The sequence below is a fragment of the Carboxylicivirga sp. M1479 genome (assembly GCF_007097485.1).
Taxonomy (GTDB): domain Bacteria; phylum Bacteroidota; class Bacteroidia; order Bacteroidales; family Marinilabiliaceae; genus Carboxylicivirga.
This window is the reverse complement of the sequence record NZ_VKDE01000004.1, coordinates 92,248-112,686: the sequence shown is the minus strand read 5'-3', so window position 1 is coordinate 112,686 and position 20,439 is coordinate 92,248. Positions and strand designations below refer to the sequence as shown.

Sequence of the window (20,439 nt, the reverse complement as noted above, 5' to 3'; positions counted from 1 at the left end):
CTGTTTATTGAAATTAATTGAGTATTTTAGAGCTTTATTACTCGGGATTCAAAGCAGGTGTATGGTGAATAAAAAACGAAATAGGACATCTTTATTAGTAGTATTATGGAGCTTAATCCTGTTAAGTAACACCATATGCGCACAAGCCAATGATGTTGTTCAGGAGGATAGTTTATCTTATCGACTGAAAAACGAACAGGATATAGGTAAGAAGTATACCCTATTAATGCAACTTGTTAAACTAACGCGCAGGTATGATCTTAAAAAATCTATTTTATTTGGAAATCAGGGACAAACATTAGCCAGCGATAATAAGGATAAACGATGGCTGGCGGAATTTCAATTGGAAAATGGGGCTACCCACTATTACTTGGGTGATTATGACGATGCCTTAGAAGATTACCTAAGTGCTATTAATGGCTTTAAGGAACTAAACAACAGTGTTGGACTCGTACGTACCTACAATAATACGGGTATGATCTACGATCGCCTGGAAAATTTCACCAATGCAATTGAATTTTACAAACAGGCAATCGATTACTTTTATCAACTTAACGAAGAGGAAAACGAAAAATTCAAACGCTTTCTGCCGCAAATATATAATAACATAGCCAGTGCTTACGAAAGCATTGGTAAAAGTGAAGATGCCATTATTTATTACCAACGGGCATTACAGGTAGCAAAAGAAATAAATTTCAGACACATAATTGGTTCAATCAACAATAACCTGGGGAAAATTGAAATATCAAATGGTAATTTCGATATAGCTAGGGAGCATCTTATGAAAGCCATTACGATTAGGCAGGAAGATGAAGAATTGGAGGGCTTGGCCAAATCGTACTATTTTTTATCAAATTACTACTCCACAACTAATAAAGTAGACAGCGCTGAGTGGGCCGCAAAAAAATCCTTAGCAATTGCTCAGAGTGTTAATATATTAGAACCACAGAAAATATCGCATATGTTCTTGTATGAGATATACGAATCAAAAGGGTTATATAAGGAAGCACTTGAACAGCACAAGCTATACAAATCACTTAGTGACAGCCTGATTAACGAGCAAAAGGTTAATCAGCTTTCGCAATTACAAATTTCATTTGAGGTTGATAAAATCGAAGAGAGCAACAAGCTAGAAAAAGCCAAAATAAAGTCGTTCTATACTATTTTAATAATTGTATTATTAGCCATACTCTTAATAGCAATTTTGGTACTTTTTCTGCTTCGAATGCAAAAGAAAAAAGTGCAACTTGAAAACTCGAAGCTTGAAGTTGAGGTAGAAACCAAAAATAGAGAATTAACAACCAATGTGATGTATTTAGTTCAGAAGAATGAACTTTTAAATAATGTGGCTAAAAACCTTATAAGTCTAAAAGAAAAACTCAAAGAGGAAAACAAGAAACCATTACAGCGAATTATTTATAACCTGCAGTCGCAATCGGATAATGAAGTATGGCAAGAATTTGAGCTGCGTTTCAATCAGGTACATAAAGACTTTTACGAACAAATAAGGGCTAAGCATTCAGAAATAACCCCTTCGGAAGAAAGGCTGTGCGCACTTTTAAGATTGAATATGACCTCGAAAGAAATTGCAGCTATAACACACCAAACAGTAAGAGGAGTTGAGGTTGCACGCGGACGTCTTCGTAAACGTCTCGAATTGACAGGAAAGGACACGAATTTGATCACCTATCTTGAAGGGTTTTAGCATTTCTTAAACCAAATATTCCATATTGCAAAACACCATTAATATTTACGGGGGGCACGTTCATAAATTTGCTTCCGAATATTAAAAGACGTTAAAGGGTAAGTTAACATCTCGCTTTGGCATAAGCATTGCATAATTGCTTGTACTAACAATCACTTTAAAACTGAAAATTATGCTAATATTTAAGATCTTTTTAATCGCCGTTATAACAACCGTAAGTACAGCCATTATTTTAGCTATTGCTGATACAATTACTCAATTTAAAAAATAAAGAATGCCATTAGGTTGTTTTCCCTATCTATACTCTCTACTAAAGAATGTCATACGCTATGCAGTGCATTTATAATGGAGTGTGGGGATAGTTCAAAATGGCAATGAGCACTTTTAACCTATCCCATTCAGGTTCTATATTACTGCTATTTAGTCGTAGAAAAAATTATTTGCGACTGTATGATAGCATCTGCTATTTCGGGAAATAGCCATTCGTTATTTTTGCGATCAATAATAGCAAACTCGTGAGGATAACCATTGTCCCACCAAATAGGACAGATTCCTCTTTTCAAGCATGCTGCCGAGTAATATTCGGCATGCCTGATACGATCCTGGGTATTTTCATTATTCATGGTCCCCCATTCTCCCATAACAACCGGTATACCCTTGGATAAATATTTTGCTACTAAGCGGTCAAACTCTTTGTCTAGTTCCATCTTATCCTTTTCAGTCCCCCAGTTTTTGCGTGTCTTTTCAAGGCACAACTTCCAAGGGTAATAATTATGGATCGATACAATAAGGTTTTTATCGTCGGGCAAATAAAAATCATTTAGAGCATTTGGTATCGATGATGCAGCATAAGGTGATATCATCAGATAACGTTGCTTATTTCGATTCCCAGTGGCTCTGATAGCATCGACACACACTTGGTGAAACTGATTGAGGCAGTCACGACTTTCAGCACTACCCCCATTCCATTCCTCAGGTGTATCTTTTAATCGCACTTCATTTAAGGTTTCAAATATTAGTTTATCGGGGTAGTTTTTAAAATGTTCAGCAATTTGAGTCCACACCTTGCTCAGTTGTTGCTTCACTCTCTCACACTCCTTATAGGTTGCGATTACCCATTCTTCATCATGATGAATATTAATAATCACGTACATTTTATTGTCCAAACCATAATTTACAACCTCTTCCACTCGATTTAACCAAGCCGACTCTATTTGATAGTGAGGACCAGCTCCAATATGGTATTGCCAGGTCACCGGCACTCTTAGCGTATTAAAACCCTTTTCTTTTATAACATTAACAAGCTCCTTGGTGGCTTTAGGATTGGCCCATGCTGTTTCATCCTTCCCTTTAGAATCAAGTGTATTTCCAAGATTCCAGCCTACGCCCATATCTCGTACAAACCGCAATTGTTTGTTATTCTGAATTTCAAATCCTGCTAAGGTATTTTCCTGAGCATTGGACAATAAAAAACTAAGAACTAAAATTAATGATAAGCTTAATGTTTTCATGGGAAATAGATTCTAAGAATATCGTTAGTAGGTATTTGGTTTAATAAACTCACCTGTTGATGCTTTCCATCGCTCAAGATAGTCCTTCATCTCATTCACTACTTCAGGGTGTTGTTCTGCCACATTATTCATTTCATATGGATCAATATCATGATCGTACAAAAACTCATGGCCTAATTCCGTTGCGATTAAGCGAAAGCGCGATCCACTCACTGCCTGTGCCTGCCATATTTCTGAAATAGCATACTTACGAACCGATTCGATTTTACCTGATAATACAGGCACAATACTTTTGCCATTCTGCGCCGTTTTCTCAGGCTTTTTAATCCCCGCTAATTCAAAGGCTGTCGGCACTAAATCCATCAACTCAACTGGCATGTCCGATACCACATCTTTTTGAAAATATTTTGGATAACTTACAATTAATGATGCCAGCAGAGACTCTTCAAACAAAGAACCTTTACCGTCGATGCCATGGTTGCCAAGAAAAATGGAATGATCAGAAAAGAAAACGATCACGGTATTGTCATACAAGCCACTTTCTTTTAGCTGTTCTACCAGGTTTCCAATCATCTTATCCATAAACATCACATTAGCAACTTCCCCTTCTCGTCTGCGAGCCAGGTTTTCAGCATTCGGTAATTTACCATGCGAGTCCTTGGTTAACAATTCGGGCACTTCATGACCAAAGTTAGCGGTTTTAGCAGCAGGAATATCAATGGCTTTGGCGGCTTGTTGATATTGACTAGGTGCATCATACGGATCGTGTGGCAAACAGAAGTTAAACCACAAAAAGAATGGTTTTTCAGCATCTCTTTGCGTCTCTAGCCAGTTTTTACCTACCATGGTGGTGTAACCATCCAGATAATGCACATCATCATCCATGGTGCTATGACTGTACCACGACCAGGCACCATGTTTATTATCCTCCAGAAACTGCTCATATTTCCCTTCGTCCTTTAGAAACTTAATAAACACATCTTGTTTTCCATATGGTTTTTTGACGTTTAGCTTTTTCCACAGCTGGTAACGTTCACCTGTAGCCTTGGCATAATCAAAACCATAACTCAACAAGGCCTCTTCTTTTGACTGCTTAAAGGATTTTGGGCGCATATGAGTTTTTCCGATATACGCTGTTGTGTAGCCATGTTTTTGCAGTTCTTGTGGAAATGTCCATACATCATTAGGTAGTAACTTGCGATGTCCGTTACGGTAAAAGCCCAATTCGTGCGGATACAGGTTGGTTAATAACCCATTTCGCGACGGTGCACACATGGGTGCCTGACACACCGAGTTTTTAAAATAAACCCCATCTGTGGCCAACTGATCCAGGTTGGGTGTGATGCCAAAACCATCGCCCACTTTATTCATAAATCGCGGCATTAAATCGTCGCATTCGATAAACAATATATTCGGACGTTTCTTGCCCGATGCTTCCCCGACATTTAGCAGTAATACGGTAATTAGCAGGGTCAATAAATAACTATTTCTCATCATTAATCATTTTTTATTTCTTTTCAAGACCTCTATTTCCTATTCAAAACGAAAGGAGTTAGAGAGTACATGCTGAGAGTTACCTCCAACAAAAACATTAAAAACACCAGGTTCCAACACCATTTTATTATCATTATTATAAAATGTGAGCTGCGAAGCGTTAATAATAAATTCAATTTCGCGAGACTCACCGGCTAACAAAGTTACCTTTTGATAATCCTTCAACTCTTTTACCGGACGAGTAATACTGGCTGTTTGATCTTGCAAATACAGTTGCACTATTTCTGTTCCTTTTCGGCTGCCTGTATTGGTTAGGGTAACAATCATCTTTATATTACCCGCATCATTCATTGTCGTATCCGAAAGCTGCAAATTGGAATAATCAAAACTAGTATAGGTCAGTCCATAACCAAAAGGAAAGGCTGGTAAAAATCCAGCATCCAGATAATGGCTTTTATTCCCAAGTGAACTTTGCCAGGCGCCAACCGGGATATCATCCATATGAACGAACGATTCCTTATCGGCCGGACGGCCAGTATTCTTTTGATTATAATAGATAGGCGACTGCCCTGCACTTTTGGGCCAGGTGATAGGTAATCTGCCCCCTGGCTCTCTACTGCCGGTCAATACATCATACAAGGCCGGCCCTCCATTCGTACCTGGATGCCAGGCCATCAAAACAGCATCTACATGTGGCAATACAGCCATAATATTTATTGGTCGTCCCGCCATTATTACCAATACAATTGGCTTACCCGTTTGACTGAGTTCAAGAAGTAATTCTTCTTGAATACCGGGTAAACGGATATCGGCACGACTGTGTGCCTCGCCTGAGAGGATAGCCTCTTCTCCACCAACAAAAACTATCACATCGGCTTTTTGAGCCTTAGCTAGCGTGGCTCTAAACTGTTTCTTTGATGTATCACGACTATAATTCAAACCATTAATAAACTGTGTGGATGAATTACTTTCAAAGGCATCTTTTACCGTTACGGTGTGCGCCTTATCACCATCAAACGACCAGGTACCTAATTGATCATGTGGTGCATCGGACAAAGGCCCGGTTAAAAAAATCTTGTCGCTTGTATTTAATGGCAATACTTTGTTGTTTTTAAGCAACACAAAGCTATTAACTGCAGCATCATATGCCGATGCCAAACTTTCATCTGCGTACATCTGTCCTGGATGATGATCAGGTATGTATGGCGATTCGAAAAGCCCCAGTTGTATTTTTACCCTTAGGATGTTTCGTACCATGTCATCTAGCACATCCATGCTCACTTCCCCCGATTCAATGAGTTGTTTTAAATGCTTCTGGTATGCGGCACTAGTCATTTCCATGTCTAAACCTGCAATGGCGGATAGTTTGCCGGCTTCCTTTTCATCAGCTGCAAAGCCATGTGGTATCATTTCTGTTACCGAATTCCAGTCACTCACTACAAAGCCATTAAAACCCAGCTGGTCGCGTAATATATCGCGCAGAATAAATCGATTGCCTGTGGCAGGAATACCGTTTATATCATTGAATGAAGACATAATGGTGGCCGATCCTGCATCTATAGCTGCCTTAAACGGAGGTAGATATATGTTTTGCATTTCCGCGTTATGGATAACTACCGAATTATAATCACGCCCACCAATGGCCGCTCCATACCCCAAAAAGTGCTTGGCACAAGCTGCCATAGAGCTTGGGTCTGATAAACTATCCCCTTGGAAACCTCTGATGTATGCTTTGGCCAAAATCGATGCTAAATATGGATCTTCCCCCGGCGACTCGGCCACTCTTCCCCAACGGCTATCACGAGCAATATCTAGCATGGGAGCAAAAGTCCAGCGAATACCTTGAGACGAAGCTTCAAGGGCCGAAACACGAGCACAGTCATAAGCTGTTTGCTCATCCCAACTGGCTGCTAAACCAATAGGAATGGGGAAGATGGTTTTAAAACCGTGAATCACATCACGGGCAAAAATAAGTGGAATACCCAATCGACTCTCTTCAACAGCGATACCTTGCAACTCCTTGACATATTCAACATTCATCACATTGAGTACGCTGCCTACCTGTCCATCACGAACGGCTTGTTTAAATTCCTCAGACAATGCCCCTTTTACTCGACTGGAAGTACCTCTTAAAGCGGTTTGTCCAATTTTGTCGTCAATAGACATTTGAGCCAACAGCTCTTCAATCTGCTTCTCTTCTTTGGTAATTTCCTGAGTAGCACAACACACCATTAAAAAGCATGCTGCCACCAATATTAATCTTGTTGCCAATCTGTTCATTTTCGTTATCTGCTTTTTTATGCTTACCTGCCTATTCACTTTCTATTGTCTATCATCTCCCAATGCTTTAAACTCATAGCCCATATCCTTCCACATTGGCAGTAAGCTCTTTAATGCATTTAAGGTATGAGGACGTTCGTGACATAATATCACTACCTTTTCGCCATTCAGATCACTTAAATGGTTAACGACTATTTCTACCTCAACCTTAGGTTTTGCATCCCTGGCATAAGCATTTATTTTATGGTTTGTCATGCCCAAACTATCCACCAAACCATCAATAAAGGCATTGGTTTTTAAGAATGGAGCTCTAAAAGTGGCAGGTTGGTAATTGAGTTGCTGCATATACAAATCCTGAAAAGATATTAATTCTTCCCTCACCTCTGCTTCAGATAATTCCGTTAGCTTCCTATGCGTCCAGCTGTGATTCCCGATTTCATGCCCTTTGCTGATAATCTTTTTGCAAAGTGATATTTGATGTGTAGCCTTCTTACCCATATGATAGAAAGTAGCCTTCACAGCATATTGGTCAAACAAATCCAGAAATTGCTCTGTTAAAGATCCGGACGGTCCGTCATCAAGTGTCAGGTATATGGTCTTTGGCTTATTGATTTGCAATTGCGCCACACCAAGCTGTGCATACATAAATAGTCCTAGTGCTAATATAATTGTTCTATACATAGAATGAAATTCTTCAATTTTCTTTATCCTTCATATTAGTTACCAATAGTTTGATTAGGTTTTTTCAGCATGAAGCCATAAAAATTCTTTACTATCCCTAATCAACTTATCATCAGCGTTTGATCAGCTTTAAAACCTTTCTCTCGTTCCCTTTTATCACCTCTACCAAATATACACCTTGATTTAAATCCTTGCCAAATTCTATTGCACGGTCATTTACGCTTCTGAATTGACTTAACAATTTTCCACCAATGGTGCGGATATTTACATCTGCTCTTACATTATCCCTCCCTATATCAATACGAAAAGAACTCAAAAATGGATTGGGATACACACGTATCTTCTGCAACGATTCATCTTGTTTTATGAATGTAGGAATATCTCCATTATAAGCCTTAGGTGTTCCGCTTTGTTGCGTACCTTTGTCTATCCAATGAAGCGACAAATCGGTCCCATCATTATTATAGCCATTACGAACATAAAGGTGATCATCCCCAAAAGCAGTAGTCGACGTAGTCACATCACTAAATTGATCGAGTGTACCTAAACTACCATGTCGTAAGACCAAACCGATAGTATTAGCATTAAGATGTATACCTCCATGGCTAAAATCGGCTGATATGCCATGTGCATCTTCAAAGTCAGTCAAATCACGGGTGACAATTACATAACCATATGGCTCGATCGTTCCGCTCATTAGCTTGCGTCCATTATAACCAGGATAACTAGCACTTGTATTATAATGCTCCAAATAAATATTTTCAAGACTGATGGTTTTATTGCTTGTATTGTAAATCTCTACAAAAGAGGCATTGGGTGTGGCATGGCTGTTCACTTCATTAATTTTTAAATCACCTAGAACAGGAGCCTCAGGCTCTGCGGAAATATCTGAACGACTATTTAAGCTGCTCAAGATGTAAAACAAAGTACTTGAAATGGGTACAACACTTTCACCCGTCTGGTACTTTTCGAAGCTCTGAATAAAACTTGTTCCGTCATTGGTAAATCCAGGAAGTATGGCTCCGATTCCATCTTCATATGAGCGCTTAAAGAAGTTAACCGATGGGGTGATTTCTTCATCGCCTAAACCAACAATGTATGAAGTCGCATAAGGATTATAACCCGTTAAATGATAAAAAGCTGCAAGTGCCATTTCATAAGCATCTTCATTATTCAAATAATCGGCATAGCCAAGCATGTTATAGGCCAAACGTGCCACTTGAATGGTATTGCCAAAATCAGTTGTTCTGTCAATTGGGTGTTGCGGGAAACCAAACGGACTCATAGGTTTGGCAGACCAGAAATCCAAAAAGGTTTCCATCACCCAGGTCACACGCTCACGCATACCTTGGGTGCGCGCAATGTTGTAATAGCGGCATAATGAAGGGATAGAGCCATTATCCAGCTCTGCATAGGTATTCCCTGTTTCTGAAGGCCATTTTGTGCCGTCTTCTTTTGTAAAAATACCATTCTTAAATTTAGCCGCATTAAACATCTCATCGGCCTTATTAAAGTACTTCGTTTCTCCGGTTGCATAAGCCATCTCAACGGCTGCTCCCAATAAATCAACGGATTGTCCTTTAAAGCTTTTACCGATATTTTCGTCTACCAAAAGTTCATTGTTAATGACAAAACCCCAGGCTAGCTCAGCTGTTGACAAAGCCTCTGCCGCTATGTCGGGTTCAGAATCTTTAAAGATCTGATAGGCCAGCGCCAAAGCCTTAGCAATACGGGCTGAGTTATAGGCATCCACATTGGTAACCCAATAATAATGAATGCGAGGAGGCGTCGTTTCTCGAATCCTTCCGGCAGGCCAACTACCATCATTATTTTTTGTGCGAAAAATATGCTCTAAACCATATTTAATCTCATCCTCAAGTGCCAGTTTATCATCCAAATTAGTTGTATGGAAATGCCCCAGGCACATATCGGCAATGGCCTTGGCGGTTCGACCCATCTTTGAATCCCGTGAATGGGCATCAAACCATCCATATGGAGGTACATCATACGTGCCTGTCACCGTAAATTCCTCAGTGCCATTGTTATCAGAAACAGTTGCTTTCTTGATGGTTTGTATTTCCGGGTAAAAGCGATTGTATTTCCAAAATCCATTAAAAAAATCGCTATAACTCAGCATTCCGCCTTTATTATACTTAATCTCGGAATAAATATCATTCCCTATAAGCATATTGGTGACCAAACCATTGGCCTGAATTTGATAATGACCTTCGGTGCTTAATGTACTTAAATCGGCCACATAGTAGTATTGCCCCCAGGTAGAGGTAGCCGTCCATTTGGTCATGGTACCGGTCAGTACCGATGTTTGAGAAAGTGCATCAACAACATTAAAAGTGGGCACACCCAGTTCTGTATTGGATATAAGCAAAGCTTCTTTTTTGTGATGTGGCTTCCAACCTAACTGAGGTACTACTAATGCCTCCTGATAACTATCTTTGATGGGGGCAATATGGAATTGCTGTGCTTCCTTAGCTACATAACTTTGCTGCACTCCCGCTCCTACTGAACTGTAAAAATTATAATAAGCAACATCAGGATTAGGGTCAATCACCGTTGGTATTTCATCAATTGCCGTTAAAGCTAATTGCGACTTCACATTGACAATGGTGAAAAACCCTTCTGATGTATTCAACAACCATTTTTGATGATCCTGCGAACTCCAAGATTCTGTTAAAACCTTCTCATCTACAAGAAGTGACGCATTTTTAACTGCTAAAACTTCATTGCTTGCAGTATTTAAAATTCGGAATGTATTATCTCCATTATTGATAATTTGCCACTCACTTTTAGCTCTGCTGTAAACAAATTTAGAATTTGCAGAAGCATTGGCATTCAAATACCTTCCGGTGCTTCGGGTTTCAATCGAATAAGGCTGCGTGGATTGAAATTGCCCCAACATTGAAATGGAACAAACTAATCCTAGTACAAAAATGTATATCTTTTTATTCATCTATTTATTTTTCTCTACAGCTTTTTTAAAAAATACTTTTGACTTCTCCACCATCATCCTTCTCACTTCACTATATTCTGCTTTTTCAATCAGGTTTTTCGTTTCCAAAGGATCCTCCTGATAGTCATAAAGCTCTTCATCATCAACCAGCGACGCATCATATGCTTGTCCTGAGCGAAAATCCTTAGACATCCAAACAGTATAGCGATAACGGAAATCCCTGAAGGTATAACCCATTCTATCCGGCCATCTGGTAAATTGACTAACAGCTACAGGTTTTACTTCAGACCTTTTCCCCTTCATGATTGGTCCTAAACTTAATCCATCAATATATTCCGGTGCTTTCACGCGTGTTAAATCACAAATGGTCGGAAACACATCCACAAATTCAGTTGGTGCATTTGTTCTTCCAATGTATTTATCATCTAAAGCTATAACGAGTGGTGAGCGTGTCGCTTGTTCAAAGTTGGTATGTTTGCACCACATATTGTGATCGCCCAGGTGCCAGCCGTGATCACCCCACAAGACAATAAGGGTATTCTCACGTAAACCCAGTTTATCCAATTCGTCAATGACCAAACCAATCTGCTGATCGATAAAAGACACACAGGCATAGTATCCATGAATTAATTCCTTTTGCTTTTCAATGGAAATTGGCACATCAAAGTCCTTTGGCACATCTTCATACTGGCTGCGTACTTCCCAGCCTGGTTGATAAGCATAGTCCGGTGAACCTTCTGCTTTTTCTATAAATGAAGCTGTTTTTATTTTGCTGCGGTCATATAAGTCCCAATATTTTTTAGGTGCAGCAAAAGGCAAATGAGGTTTATGAAAGCCCACAGCCAGAAAAAAAGGTTCATCATCAGAAGCCAGTTGTCGCATTAACTCAATTCCATCCAGTGCCATTCGACCGTCCATAGTTGTGGAATCAGCCACATCAGCACACTCAGTTGATACCCTTCTTGTTTCTTTCATGTATCCCCCTCCAACTACACTTGAGCCTTCCGCTTCCAAATAGGGTATTGACCATGATAAGGAATCATGCTTCTCATCCACCGATCGTTTATCAAACACTTTTCCAATAGCAGCTGTCTGATAGCCTTTGGAATGAAAATACTGTGGTAAAGTCACAATGTCTGGTTGCTTATCGCGAATAAATGTTTTTAAGTCCCAAATCTGGGTATAATCCGGGCGTTTACCAGTTAAAATACTAGCACGCGTTGGCGCACAAACAGCTTGCTGACAATGGTTATTATCGAAAACAAATCCTGTTTGAGCCAGTTTATCAAGATGGGGAGTATAAATTGTATTATCCCCATACAATCCACCGATGGGTTTTAAATCATCTACCGCAATAAATAGGACGTTTCGTTTCTTCGATAATACACCTGCTTGTGATGGCATACTAATGCCAAAAACAAGCAAAAGCAATACTACTTTAATATTTTTCATTCTCATACTTTTACATTTTTTCAATGCCCAATTCCTTTGCTCAATGGATTATAAATATCTACTCTGAAGCAGCCTATAAACATTCATTTCACAGCTAATCCCATTTGCTCTTTTTATTATCTGGCTTGAAATAAGCATCTACGGACACCCGCCAGTCAATAATTTCTTTTTTTAATGAATCGGCAATATATGCGTGCGTCTCAATCAGGTTATTTTCTTCCTTGGGATCGTTTTCCAGGTTATACAATTCCATGTACCCTTTTTTATAAAAGTCGATAAGTTTGTAAGGACCCTTACGCACGGCAGAGCTGTAGTAATCGCCAGTACGTACTGGTCGTGCCATGGCATTATGCCAAAAAATTGAACGATCAGGTGCCGGGTTAGATTGGTTATCAAATAAGCATTTAAAGCTAACTCCATCCAAATGTTGCTGAGGCAGAAGGTCGACGCCAACCATTTCCAACAAAGTCGGGTATAAATCAGCACCGGTAATTACCGCATCACTGCTTGTTCCCCGTTTCTGTTTTTGGGGCCATTTTATCAACAATGGCACACGTACTCCTCCTTCATATAAATGCCCCTTACCTGCTCGTAAGGGATAATTCGATGTGGCCAACAATCGCTCTTCAGTGCCTGTATTGGACAAGCCTCCATTATCCGAAAAGAAAACGATAATGGTATTATCAGCAATATTCATTTCCTCCAATGCAAGCATGACTTGCTGAAGACTCTCATCAACACTCTTGACCATGCCGGCATATGTCGCATTATCCTGACGCATTTTGCTTAAGCCATGGCTTTCCTTTAGGTATTCAGGATGTTCAAATGTATGTTTCTCAATCTTGCGCTGATAGTAGTTCACATCTTCCTCCTTTGCTTCGATTGGCTCATGCACAGCATAATGAGACAGCATGGCAAAAAAAGGCACATCTGGCATAGCATCTACGTGCTTTTCAATACAGTTTATGGTTTCGCGGGTTAAACGATCACTCAAATACTCGCCTTCTTCTCCCTCTTCGAGACCTAAAATAGGTACTTTAAACTGGTGATGCGGCGGTTCATTATAAGGATAAAAATAGGAAATAGGAGCACCTGCTTTACCCCCTCCTATGTTTACATCAAACCCTTGGTTATCGGGCATGCTGGCTCCTCCCATACTTAAATGCCATTTACCGGTAAAGAAAGTAGCATATCCCGTCTCTTTTAGCGCTTCAGCAATGGTGAATTCCTCCAGCTTCATTTTACCCGGCCCTGGCCTTTTAATACGAGCGGGGTACTTGCCTGTTAATATGGAGTAACGCGAAGGCACGCAACGAGGATGAGTAACATAGGCATTGGTAAATTCGATACTCTCAGTCGCCAATTTGTCAATATTCGGTGTTTCGTAGACTGATGAACCATTATAGGCCACATCCATCCAACCCATATCATCCACCAGAAAAAATAATATATTTGGTTGTTTTTCTTGAGACTCAGGAGTGTTCGCTGTTATTTCTGTTATTAATAAGAGGCAGCTTACCAGAAAAAATAAAATGGGCTTGTTCATAGAGTCTTTCATTTACAAAAATGGGGATGAAGCAACCTCCACCCCCACTTCCAACATTATTATCTTAAAATTGCATTGTATCAATGCAGCATGATTTTCATTAATACTGATCTGAATGACGGTAATCGCCATAAGGGTTCTTCACGGTACGTTTTAATGGAATATTCATTCCCTGGGTTTCTTCCAACCAACCATATAAATCAGAGGCCAACTGTTTAGCTACCTCAGCATACTCCGGATTACCCATCAGATTGTATTTCTCCTCAGGATCGTTAATAATATCATATAATTCGTTCTGATCCCAGATGCCCTGGTAACGCATGTACTTATACTGGTCGGTACGAACACCAAATACGGTTGGTGTCATTGGGAAATCATACTCCCAGAAATACTCATAATAAACACGTGTTCTCCAATCGGTTTCATCCCCCTGAAGCAACTGAACAAATGACTTTCCAGGCATATAATCCGGTTTCTTTAATCCGGCTACTTCAAGAATCGTTGGTGCCACGTCCACATTTTGCACCATACGCTCTATGTTTTCTCCCCCTTTAAAAATTTCAGGACAACGCACCAACATTGGCACTTTAACTGATTCCTCGTAGAAGTGACGTTTATCGATCAAGCCATGTTCACCCCAACTAAAGCCATTATCACCCATATAAATCACTAAGGTTGATTCGTCTAATCCATTTTCTCTTAACCAACCCATCACCGAACCAATACTTTCGTCAACACCCAACAGTGTCTCACAATATTTCTGAAGATTGCCATCGAAAGTGCCATTCGTACCATGGTACATATAATCAACTCCGTGCCAGCTATGACGTTGCTGTTTCACCCACTCAGGCCATTTCAGGTCTTTATACTCTTCACCAATGGTCTGTGTATAGGTTGAAGGCTTTTCAATCGTTTTTCCATCATAAACTCCATCGTGTCGTTTGGCTGGCTTAAATAAGGCATGCACCGCCTTATGCGACAAATACATGAAAAATGGTTTTTCTTGATCACGCTCATCCAACCACTCTAAGGCGTGTTCGGTCAATAAGTCAGTGACATAGGTATCCTCATCGTACTGAACTCGTTCACCATTAATATTTAAATTAGGCGCATAGTAATCGCCTTGTCCCTTAAAGCTTTCCCAATGGTCAAATCCCGGACGTGGATCATCATGCTCATCACCCATGTGCCATTTCCCAAAGAAACCTGTCTGGTAACCGGCTTTCTGCAGATATTGTGGAAAATAAATAAGATTTCCAGGATCGGGTGCATGGTTATCAACCAATGTGTGTACATGTGAGTATTGACCGGTAAGGATACTTGCTCTACTAGGAGAACATAAAGAAGTAGTGACGAAGGCATTTTTCATATAAGCCCCTTCACTGGCCAATTTATCCATTTCTGGCGTTTCTAACCAAGGTACTTTACCGGTAAATCCCATATAATCATAACGATGGTCGTCGGTTAGGATAAAAATGACATTCCGCTTTTGCTTGACATCTTTAAGTGTTTCTAATTGAAGATTGGTTTCACTAGTATCTTCTTTCGAACAATTAGGTTTGCAACTACTCAATATGGCAACTGCTAGCAGCAATATGGGATAGAAATATTGTCTCATGCTTATCTTTTTATGCGAGGTTTATATTTATTTAATCTCAGTTCTTAGTCCCCATATGTGATACTCTCCTGTGCCTGTAAATGATAATTTTACTGGATAGGTGCCATCCTTCTCGACTGTAAACCTTATTATTTGCTCCTTTTTGCCGTTGCTGGCAGGTAGTTTTCTTGTGATGCGATAGTTGTCTACGGGACCAAGGTTGATTTTCATCTCCGGCCCTTTACTATACAGCTTCAACACCAATGTGGTGCCTGCCTTTAATTCCAAATCCTTTTTGTACTTCATCTGTAAGTCCCATGAATTTTCTCCCAGCGCCTCAACATTGGCTACTAAAACCTCATTCTTGATGGTGAAATCAGCTTTGGCTCCTTTACGCTCAATCGTTCCCCAGTTATCGTCAAAAGTAGTTCCTATTTCAATAGTGGGTTTATTTTCCACCTTCGGCTTATTTTCTGTTGCTGATGAGGTAGAAGAAGTTTTTAATTCGCTATTTTGCTGTATCACAAAATCAATAAATACCTGTACCAATTGCTTCTTGACTTTTTCATATTTAGCCTTGTTGTATAAATTAGTTGTCTCCAATTCATCCATCTGGTAATCATATAATTCACCGGCAACAATTTCATCACCTATTAATGGTTTAGAGGTATTCCAACCATCCTTCATCCATAGGGTTAATCGAAAACGATCGCTTCGTATGGAATATCCTTTTTTCTTACCTCGGTTGAATTGACTTACCGCTACTGGTTTTACCATTTCATCATTATCCTTAAAGGCAGGAACCAAACTAAGCCCTTGTAATTGACTAGGTGTTTTAAGGCCTGATAATTCGCATAAGGTTGGGAAAACATCAATAAACTCAGCAGGGTGGGCATAAGTACCGGCCTCAAAACCTGGCGCAGTTATAATTAAAGGCACGCGCGTTGCCTGCTCAAAATTAGAGTGCTTGCACCACATTGAATGATCGCCCAAATGCCAGCCATGATCACCCCAAAGCACCACCACTGTATTCTTATCCAGACCTGTTTCTTTTAACTTGGCCATCACTTTACCCACTTGCGCATCAATGTAGGAGATAGCTGCATAGTACCCATGGATTAGTTCCTTCTGCTTATCATCAGGCAACTCCATTGTATTTATATCAGTAAACGAACTCAATGGAGGAATATCGGTATAGCTCTGTAGCTCACCTGAATTGTGATACGCCATATTAACTCCATCCTTAACCGGATATGGATACTTCGCTAATTCTATTTCATCGCGCTTATATAACTCCCAATACTTGGTAGGGGCAGCAAATGGTAAATGAGGTCGTTTAAAACCTACTCCTAAAAAGAAGGGCTTGCTCTTTTCCTTTGAAAACTGATCAATGTATTTAATCGCATTGTTGGCGATCTGCCCATCAATATAGGCCTCATCGGGCACATCAGCCATTTCTACCGATGGTTTAAAACGATCTGATACGTATTTGTGCACGTTAACACCTTTCTTACGAGCCTCGGCTTCCAAAGCGTGTACCTTTTCTTTACGGTCTTTTAAGGCATAATACGACAAGCCAGGTTCGCCATATTCTGCAGGGTAAATATATTTCGAACTTTCTTTATAAGGGATACTCCAGGATGGCTTATCGTATTCCTTATCAACACAACGAGGATCATAGATTTTACCAACCGCTACCGTTTCATAACCGTTATTTTTAAAAAATTCGGGCATGGCCAATATATCAGGATTGACATCGCGCATGCGTGTTTTTAAATCCCATACACCCGTATAGTCAGGTCGCATCCCGGTCATTATGCTGGCTCGTGATGGTCCACACACCGCTTGCTGACAATGTGCATTGGTAAATATTACGCCTGAGTTTGCTAATTCATCCATGTGCGGCGTCACCATAAAATCAGCTCCATAACTACCTGTTAAAGGTTTCATGTCGTCAATAGCGATAAACAATACATTGGGGCGCTCTTGTGCATTTAAATTAAACGCAATCGTTAGAACAATTAAGGAAATCCATTTCTTCATATCGTTGTATATTTCTGTTATTCTATTTTTTTAATCCTCTAAGCCGTCGTGCTCCAATGCTATATTGTATTGAAACTCACTATGCAATATTGCATGTAAACGATCAACAACATGGGTATATGCAGCCTGCTCTGCCACATTCACTTCTTCTTTACTATCCTGCGAATGATCGTATAAAGCTCGGGCAATTACCTCATTGTTATTGACACTCAGAAGTTCGGTATAACTATACTGTAATGTTTTAATTGTAAAGGCATTTCGGTTATTAATCAAAACATAATCCTTCCCTTCCAAACCGTGATCTTTAAGCAAGGGAAGCATACTGGTTCCATCCAATTGCTCAGGTGCATTATCTAATTGGCAGAGTTCTACCAGAGTTGGATACAGATCAACCAACTCAACCAAAGCCTGTGTATTGCCATTGCCGTTAATTGTTGGCGATGCAATAATCAATGGCACTTGTGTTGATGTTAAATGGTAGGTCCATTTCCCCCACTGCCCGTGCTCCTGCAAATTAAAGCCATGGTCGGCTACCAACACAACAATGGTATTTTTATCCAACTCTAACTCCTCGAGTTTAAGTAGTATTTGACCAATTAATGCATCAACATAACTAACAGTGGCATAATACCCATGAATTAGTGAGATAGCCATTTCATCATTCAGTCTCTCATCTAGTGGAGGAATACCTGTATACTGCCTCAGCTCATGTGATGCAAAACGCAAAGCCTCAGGTTCAGAAGCAGCTGCCTTATTATTTAGCGGTTGATTTACCTCTGTCCGCTTATAATTTGCCCAATGACGTGCCGGGGCATTGAAAGGTAAATGGGGACTTATAAATCCTGCAGTTAATAAAAATGGTTGACGAGTATCCTTTAACTTTTCTAAATCCTTAAGTACTTTTTGTGTCATCAAGCCATCAATATATGCTGAATCAGGCACATCAGCTTTTTCAAATGCAGGGCCACGATTGGTAGCTTTATATATTCCGGCATTATCAGCATTGAGGTAATCGCGCCATAATGATTCCCACCAATCAGTAGGCTTTAGTCCTTCAGGGTTTTCATCAAAAGCATAAGGGCGCCACACTTCATCCCAATCACCCATGCGATCATCCAGATGATGATATATTTTACCATTAGAGATGGTTGTATAGCCATTTTGCTTAAATAATTGAGGCAATGTTATTACCCCGGCTGCATCATTCTGAACGAATGTTTTATAATCTCGAAACCGATGTTGAGTTGGCCGCAAACCAGTAAGCATACTAGCACGTGAGGCACCACACACGGCTACATTACAATAGGCATTGTTAAACTGTACACCTTTGGCTGCCAGGGCATCAATATTAGGTGATTGAATATGCTCTTGTCCATAACAAGCCAACTCAGGCCTTAAGTCATCCATGTACAAAAGCAAGACATTTGGTTTTTCAGCCACCTTGTTACAGGATAGCAACATCGTAACTAAAAAACCAAATATGCCCATTCTATATACCACTCTAATCATCTCTTTTAATCTCAATTACAATGTATATCTATTTAAACTCACCAAAACTACCCGGTATGGACTCCATGTGCTTCAAAAGCTCTGCTTTCATCTCTTTTACCACCTCTTGATAATCAGGATGGTTAAATAAATTATTTTGCTCATGCGGGTCATTCTTTAAATCATATAACTGATCGAGCGCTGTATAATCAGGGTAACGTTGTGTTGCAGGAAACTCGGCATCACCACCACCTGGCACTATTTGAACGTGCCCGAATGGCTTGGTAGCATCGGTATTATTTGGCCCTTTTCCTCGTATGGCTAACTTTTTATTATAAGCTTCTAATATCTCTTCACGCTCATCAGCCGATAACTTATCTACCCATTGTGGATAACGAACAGCTAAATATTTATAGTTTCCTTTGCGAACACCACGAGAATGCCCAATCTCAAAATACAAAGACTCGCGTTTCTTTACCTTCTCGCCATTCAAAATGGGTGCAAAACTTCTTCCATCAAACGATTCATCATTGTATGTAGCATTTGCAAGATCTAAAATAGTGGGCGCAAAATCGACGTTTGACACTAAGTTGTTATTGGTGTGGCCCGCTTTAAAACCTTTATGGCTCCACACAACACTAGGATTAGCGGTAGCACCTTGATAAACCGTACCCTTTGCAAACTGACCATGGTCGTTAAAGAAAAAGATAATAGTGTTTTCATACTGACCATTCTCTTTCAAGGACTTGATGAGAGCGCCTAAAGCATCATCCATCCATAACAAATTGGCTTTGCGATCGTTAACTGGCAAACCAGCTTTCTCTAAACGAGTGGGAATCGTTGACTGATGAGGCAATACTTCTGGTGCCTTATCTATCTTACCCAAGGGAGTAATCGTTCTATCGGCATTCCAAGCCCTTTCTGCTTTTAGGGGCCCATGTGGTAAGGTAGTTGCAAAGTATAAGAAGAATGGCTTTTTGTCTGTTCCTTCAATAAAGTTGACTGCAGCTTCAGTCGACCAGTCAAGGTTATGAACTGCCAAAGCACGAGGACCATTAAAATCGGGGTTTTCATAAAATAAACCGTCTGCATAATCGTATCCGCATTGTTTATAAGCGGCTTGAGTAGCATAATAATTAGCTACTTGCTGTTTCATCACCTCGGGATCATTGGCATCAGCGGTTAATGGTATGCCTTCCCATTCCGCTACTTCGTACACGTGGTTTTTACCAACAGCGCCGGTTGTATAACCTGCCTTCTTTAATAGGTTCGCCAGGTTAGGCTCACCAGGCATGATATGTGTGTTCCATTCAACAATGCGTTGGCCTTCGTTCTTCTTTATCTGGTTCAATACCTTGGGATTATTCGCCCTGCTTGCATACTTACCGGTTAACACGTTAAAACGGCTAGGCGTACAAACGGTGGCACTCACATGCTGTCCCATCATTATGGTTCCTTCGTTAGCCAATTTATCAAGATTGGGTGTCAAATTCTTTCCCTTACTTTCAGGTAAAAAATTAAACATATCGCGGGTCATGTCATCCGCTATAAAGAAAATAATATTGGGTTGTTCCTTATCTTTTGCTTGAGTTGTACAGCCTACTGTCATGTAGTTTAACAACACCAAACACCACATTATAAATCTAGTCATACTTAATTTCTTTACAAGTCACC

The 20,439-nt window shown here is 40.0% G+C and carries 12 protein-coding genes; 1 reads left to right on the top strand and 11 read right to left on the bottom strand.

The window, feature by feature from the left end; genetic code table 11:
• Nucleotides 1-61: 61 nt before the first annotated feature.
• The gene (locus FNN09_RS04040) at nucleotides 62-1,705 is read left to right on the top strand and encodes a tetratricopeptide repeat protein (protein ID WP_143300201.1); all 1,644 of its coding nucleotides are present in this window, start codon (nucleotides 62-64) and stop codon (nucleotides 1,703-1,705) included.
• Between the two features lie 416 nt (nucleotides 1,706-2,121).
• Here the strand turns inward: FNN09_RS04040 and FNN09_RS04035 are convergent, their stop codons facing one another.
• From FNN09_RS04035 to FNN09_RS03985, 11 genes are all read right to left on the bottom strand, one after another.
• Nucleotides 2,122-3,216: a glycoside hydrolase family 5 protein gene (locus tag FNN09_RS04035; protein ID WP_143300200.1), complete on the bottom strand. Its 1,095-nt coding sequence runs from the start codon at nucleotides 3,214-3,216 to the stop codon at nucleotides 2,122-2,124.
• Between the two features lie 24 nt (nucleotides 3,217-3,240).
• Entirely contained in the window at nucleotides 3,241-4,713 is a 1,473-nt protein-coding gene (locus tag FNN09_RS04030) for a sulfatase (protein ID WP_143300199.1), read from the bottom strand.
• Nucleotides 4,714-4,749: 36 nt separating this feature from the next.
• The gene (bglX, locus tag FNN09_RS04025) at nucleotides 4,750-6,990 is read right to left on the bottom strand and encodes a beta-glucosidase BglX (RefSeq protein WP_143300198.1); all 2,241 of its coding nucleotides are present in this window, start codon (nucleotides 6,988-6,990) and stop codon (nucleotides 4,750-4,752) included.
• A gap of 42 nt (nucleotides 6,991-7,032) precedes the next feature.
• Nucleotides 7,033-7,671 carry a polysaccharide deacetylase family protein gene (locus FNN09_RS04020; protein WP_143300197.1) on the bottom strand — a complete coding sequence of 213 codons (639 nt, stop codon included), beginning with the start codon at nucleotides 7,669-7,671 and terminating at the stop codon, nucleotides 7,033-7,035.
• 112 nt (nucleotides 7,672-7,783) lie between these two features.
• The gene (locus tag FNN09_RS04015) at nucleotides 7,784-10,639 is read right to left on the bottom strand and encodes a glycoside hydrolase family 9 protein (protein ID WP_143300196.1); all 2,856 of its coding nucleotides are present in this window, start codon (nucleotides 10,637-10,639) and stop codon (nucleotides 7,784-7,786) included.
• Entirely contained in the window at nucleotides 10,640-12,091 is a 1,452-nt protein-coding gene (locus tag FNN09_RS04010) for a sulfatase (protein WP_185968860.1), read from the bottom strand.
• 94 nt (nucleotides 12,092-12,185) lie between these two features.
• Nucleotides 12,186-13,637: a sulfatase gene (locus tag FNN09_RS04005; RefSeq protein ID WP_185968859.1), complete on the bottom strand. Its 1,452-nt coding sequence runs from the start codon at nucleotides 13,635-13,637 to the stop codon at nucleotides 12,186-12,188.
• 100 nt (nucleotides 13,638-13,737) lie between these two features.
• The gene (locus FNN09_RS04000; RefSeq protein WP_143300193.1) at nucleotides 13,738-15,255 is read right to left on the bottom strand and encodes a sulfatase; all 1,518 of its coding nucleotides are present in this window, start codon (nucleotides 15,253-15,255) and stop codon (nucleotides 13,738-13,740) included.
• A 27-nt stretch (nucleotides 15,256-15,282) separates the two neighbouring features.
• Entirely contained in the window at nucleotides 15,283-17,277 is a 1,995-nt protein-coding gene (locus FNN09_RS03995) for a sulfatase (protein ID WP_143300192.1), read from the bottom strand.
• 30 nt (nucleotides 17,278-17,307) lie between these two features.
• On the bottom strand, nucleotides 17,308-18,786 hold the full coding sequence (locus FNN09_RS03990; RefSeq protein ID WP_143300191.1) for a sulfatase: 1,479 nt from the start codon (nucleotides 18,784-18,786) through the stop codon (nucleotides 17,308-17,310).
• A 28-nt stretch (nucleotides 18,787-18,814) separates the two neighbouring features.
• Nucleotides 18,815-20,416 carry a sulfatase-like hydrolase/transferase gene (locus FNN09_RS03985; protein WP_143300190.1) on the bottom strand — a complete coding sequence of 534 codons (1,602 nt, stop codon included), beginning with the start codon at nucleotides 20,414-20,416 and terminating at the stop codon, nucleotides 18,815-18,817.
• Nucleotides 20,417-20,439 lie beyond the last annotated feature (23 nt).

Excerpts from the sequence above, each read along its gene's own strand:
- FNN09_RS03990 (WP_143300191.1), bottom strand. The coding sequence starts at position 18,786 with ATGATTAGAGTGGTATATAGAATGGGCATATTTGGTTTTTTAGTTACG.
- FNN09_RS04040 (WP_143300201.1), top strand. The coding sequence starts at position 62 with ATGGTGAATAAAAAACGAAATAGGACATCTTTATTAGTAGTATTATGG.
- FNN09_RS04030 (WP_143300199.1), bottom strand. The coding sequence starts at position 4,713 with ATGATGAGAAATAGTTATTTATTGACCCTGCTAATTACCGTATTACTG.
- FNN09_RS03995 (WP_143300192.1), bottom strand. The coding sequence starts at position 17,277 with ATGAAGAAATGGATTTCCTTAATTGTTCTAACGATTGCGTTTAATTTA.
- FNN09_RS04010 (WP_185968860.1), bottom strand. The coding sequence starts at position 12,091 with ATGAAAAATATTAAAGTAGTATTGCTTTTGCTTGTTTTTGGCATTAGT.
- FNN09_RS04005 (WP_185968859.1), bottom strand. The coding sequence starts at position 13,637 with ATGAACAAGCCCATTTTATTTTTTCTGGTAAGCTGCCTCTTATTAATA.
- FNN09_RS04000 (WP_143300193.1), bottom strand. The coding sequence starts at position 15,255 with ATGAGACAATATTTCTATCCCATATTGCTGCTAGCAGTTGCCATATTG.
- FNN09_RS04015 (WP_143300196.1), bottom strand. The coding sequence starts at position 10,639 with ATGAATAAAAAGATATACATTTTTGTACTAGGATTAGTTTGTTCCATT.
- FNN09_RS04035 (WP_143300200.1), bottom strand. The coding sequence starts at position 3,216 with ATGAAAACATTAAGCTTATCATTAATTTTAGTTCTTAGTTTTTTATTG.
- FNN09_RS03985 (WP_143300190.1), bottom strand. The coding sequence starts at position 20,416 with ATGACTAGATTTATAATGTGGTGTTTGGTGTTGTTAAACTACATGACA.
- FNN09_RS04020 (WP_143300197.1), bottom strand. The coding sequence starts at position 7,671 with ATGTATAGAACAATTATATTAGCACTAGGACTATTTATGTATGCACAG.
- bglX (WP_143300198.1), bottom strand. The coding sequence starts at position 6,990 with ATGAACAGATTGGCAACAAGATTAATATTGGTGGCAGCATGCTTTTTA.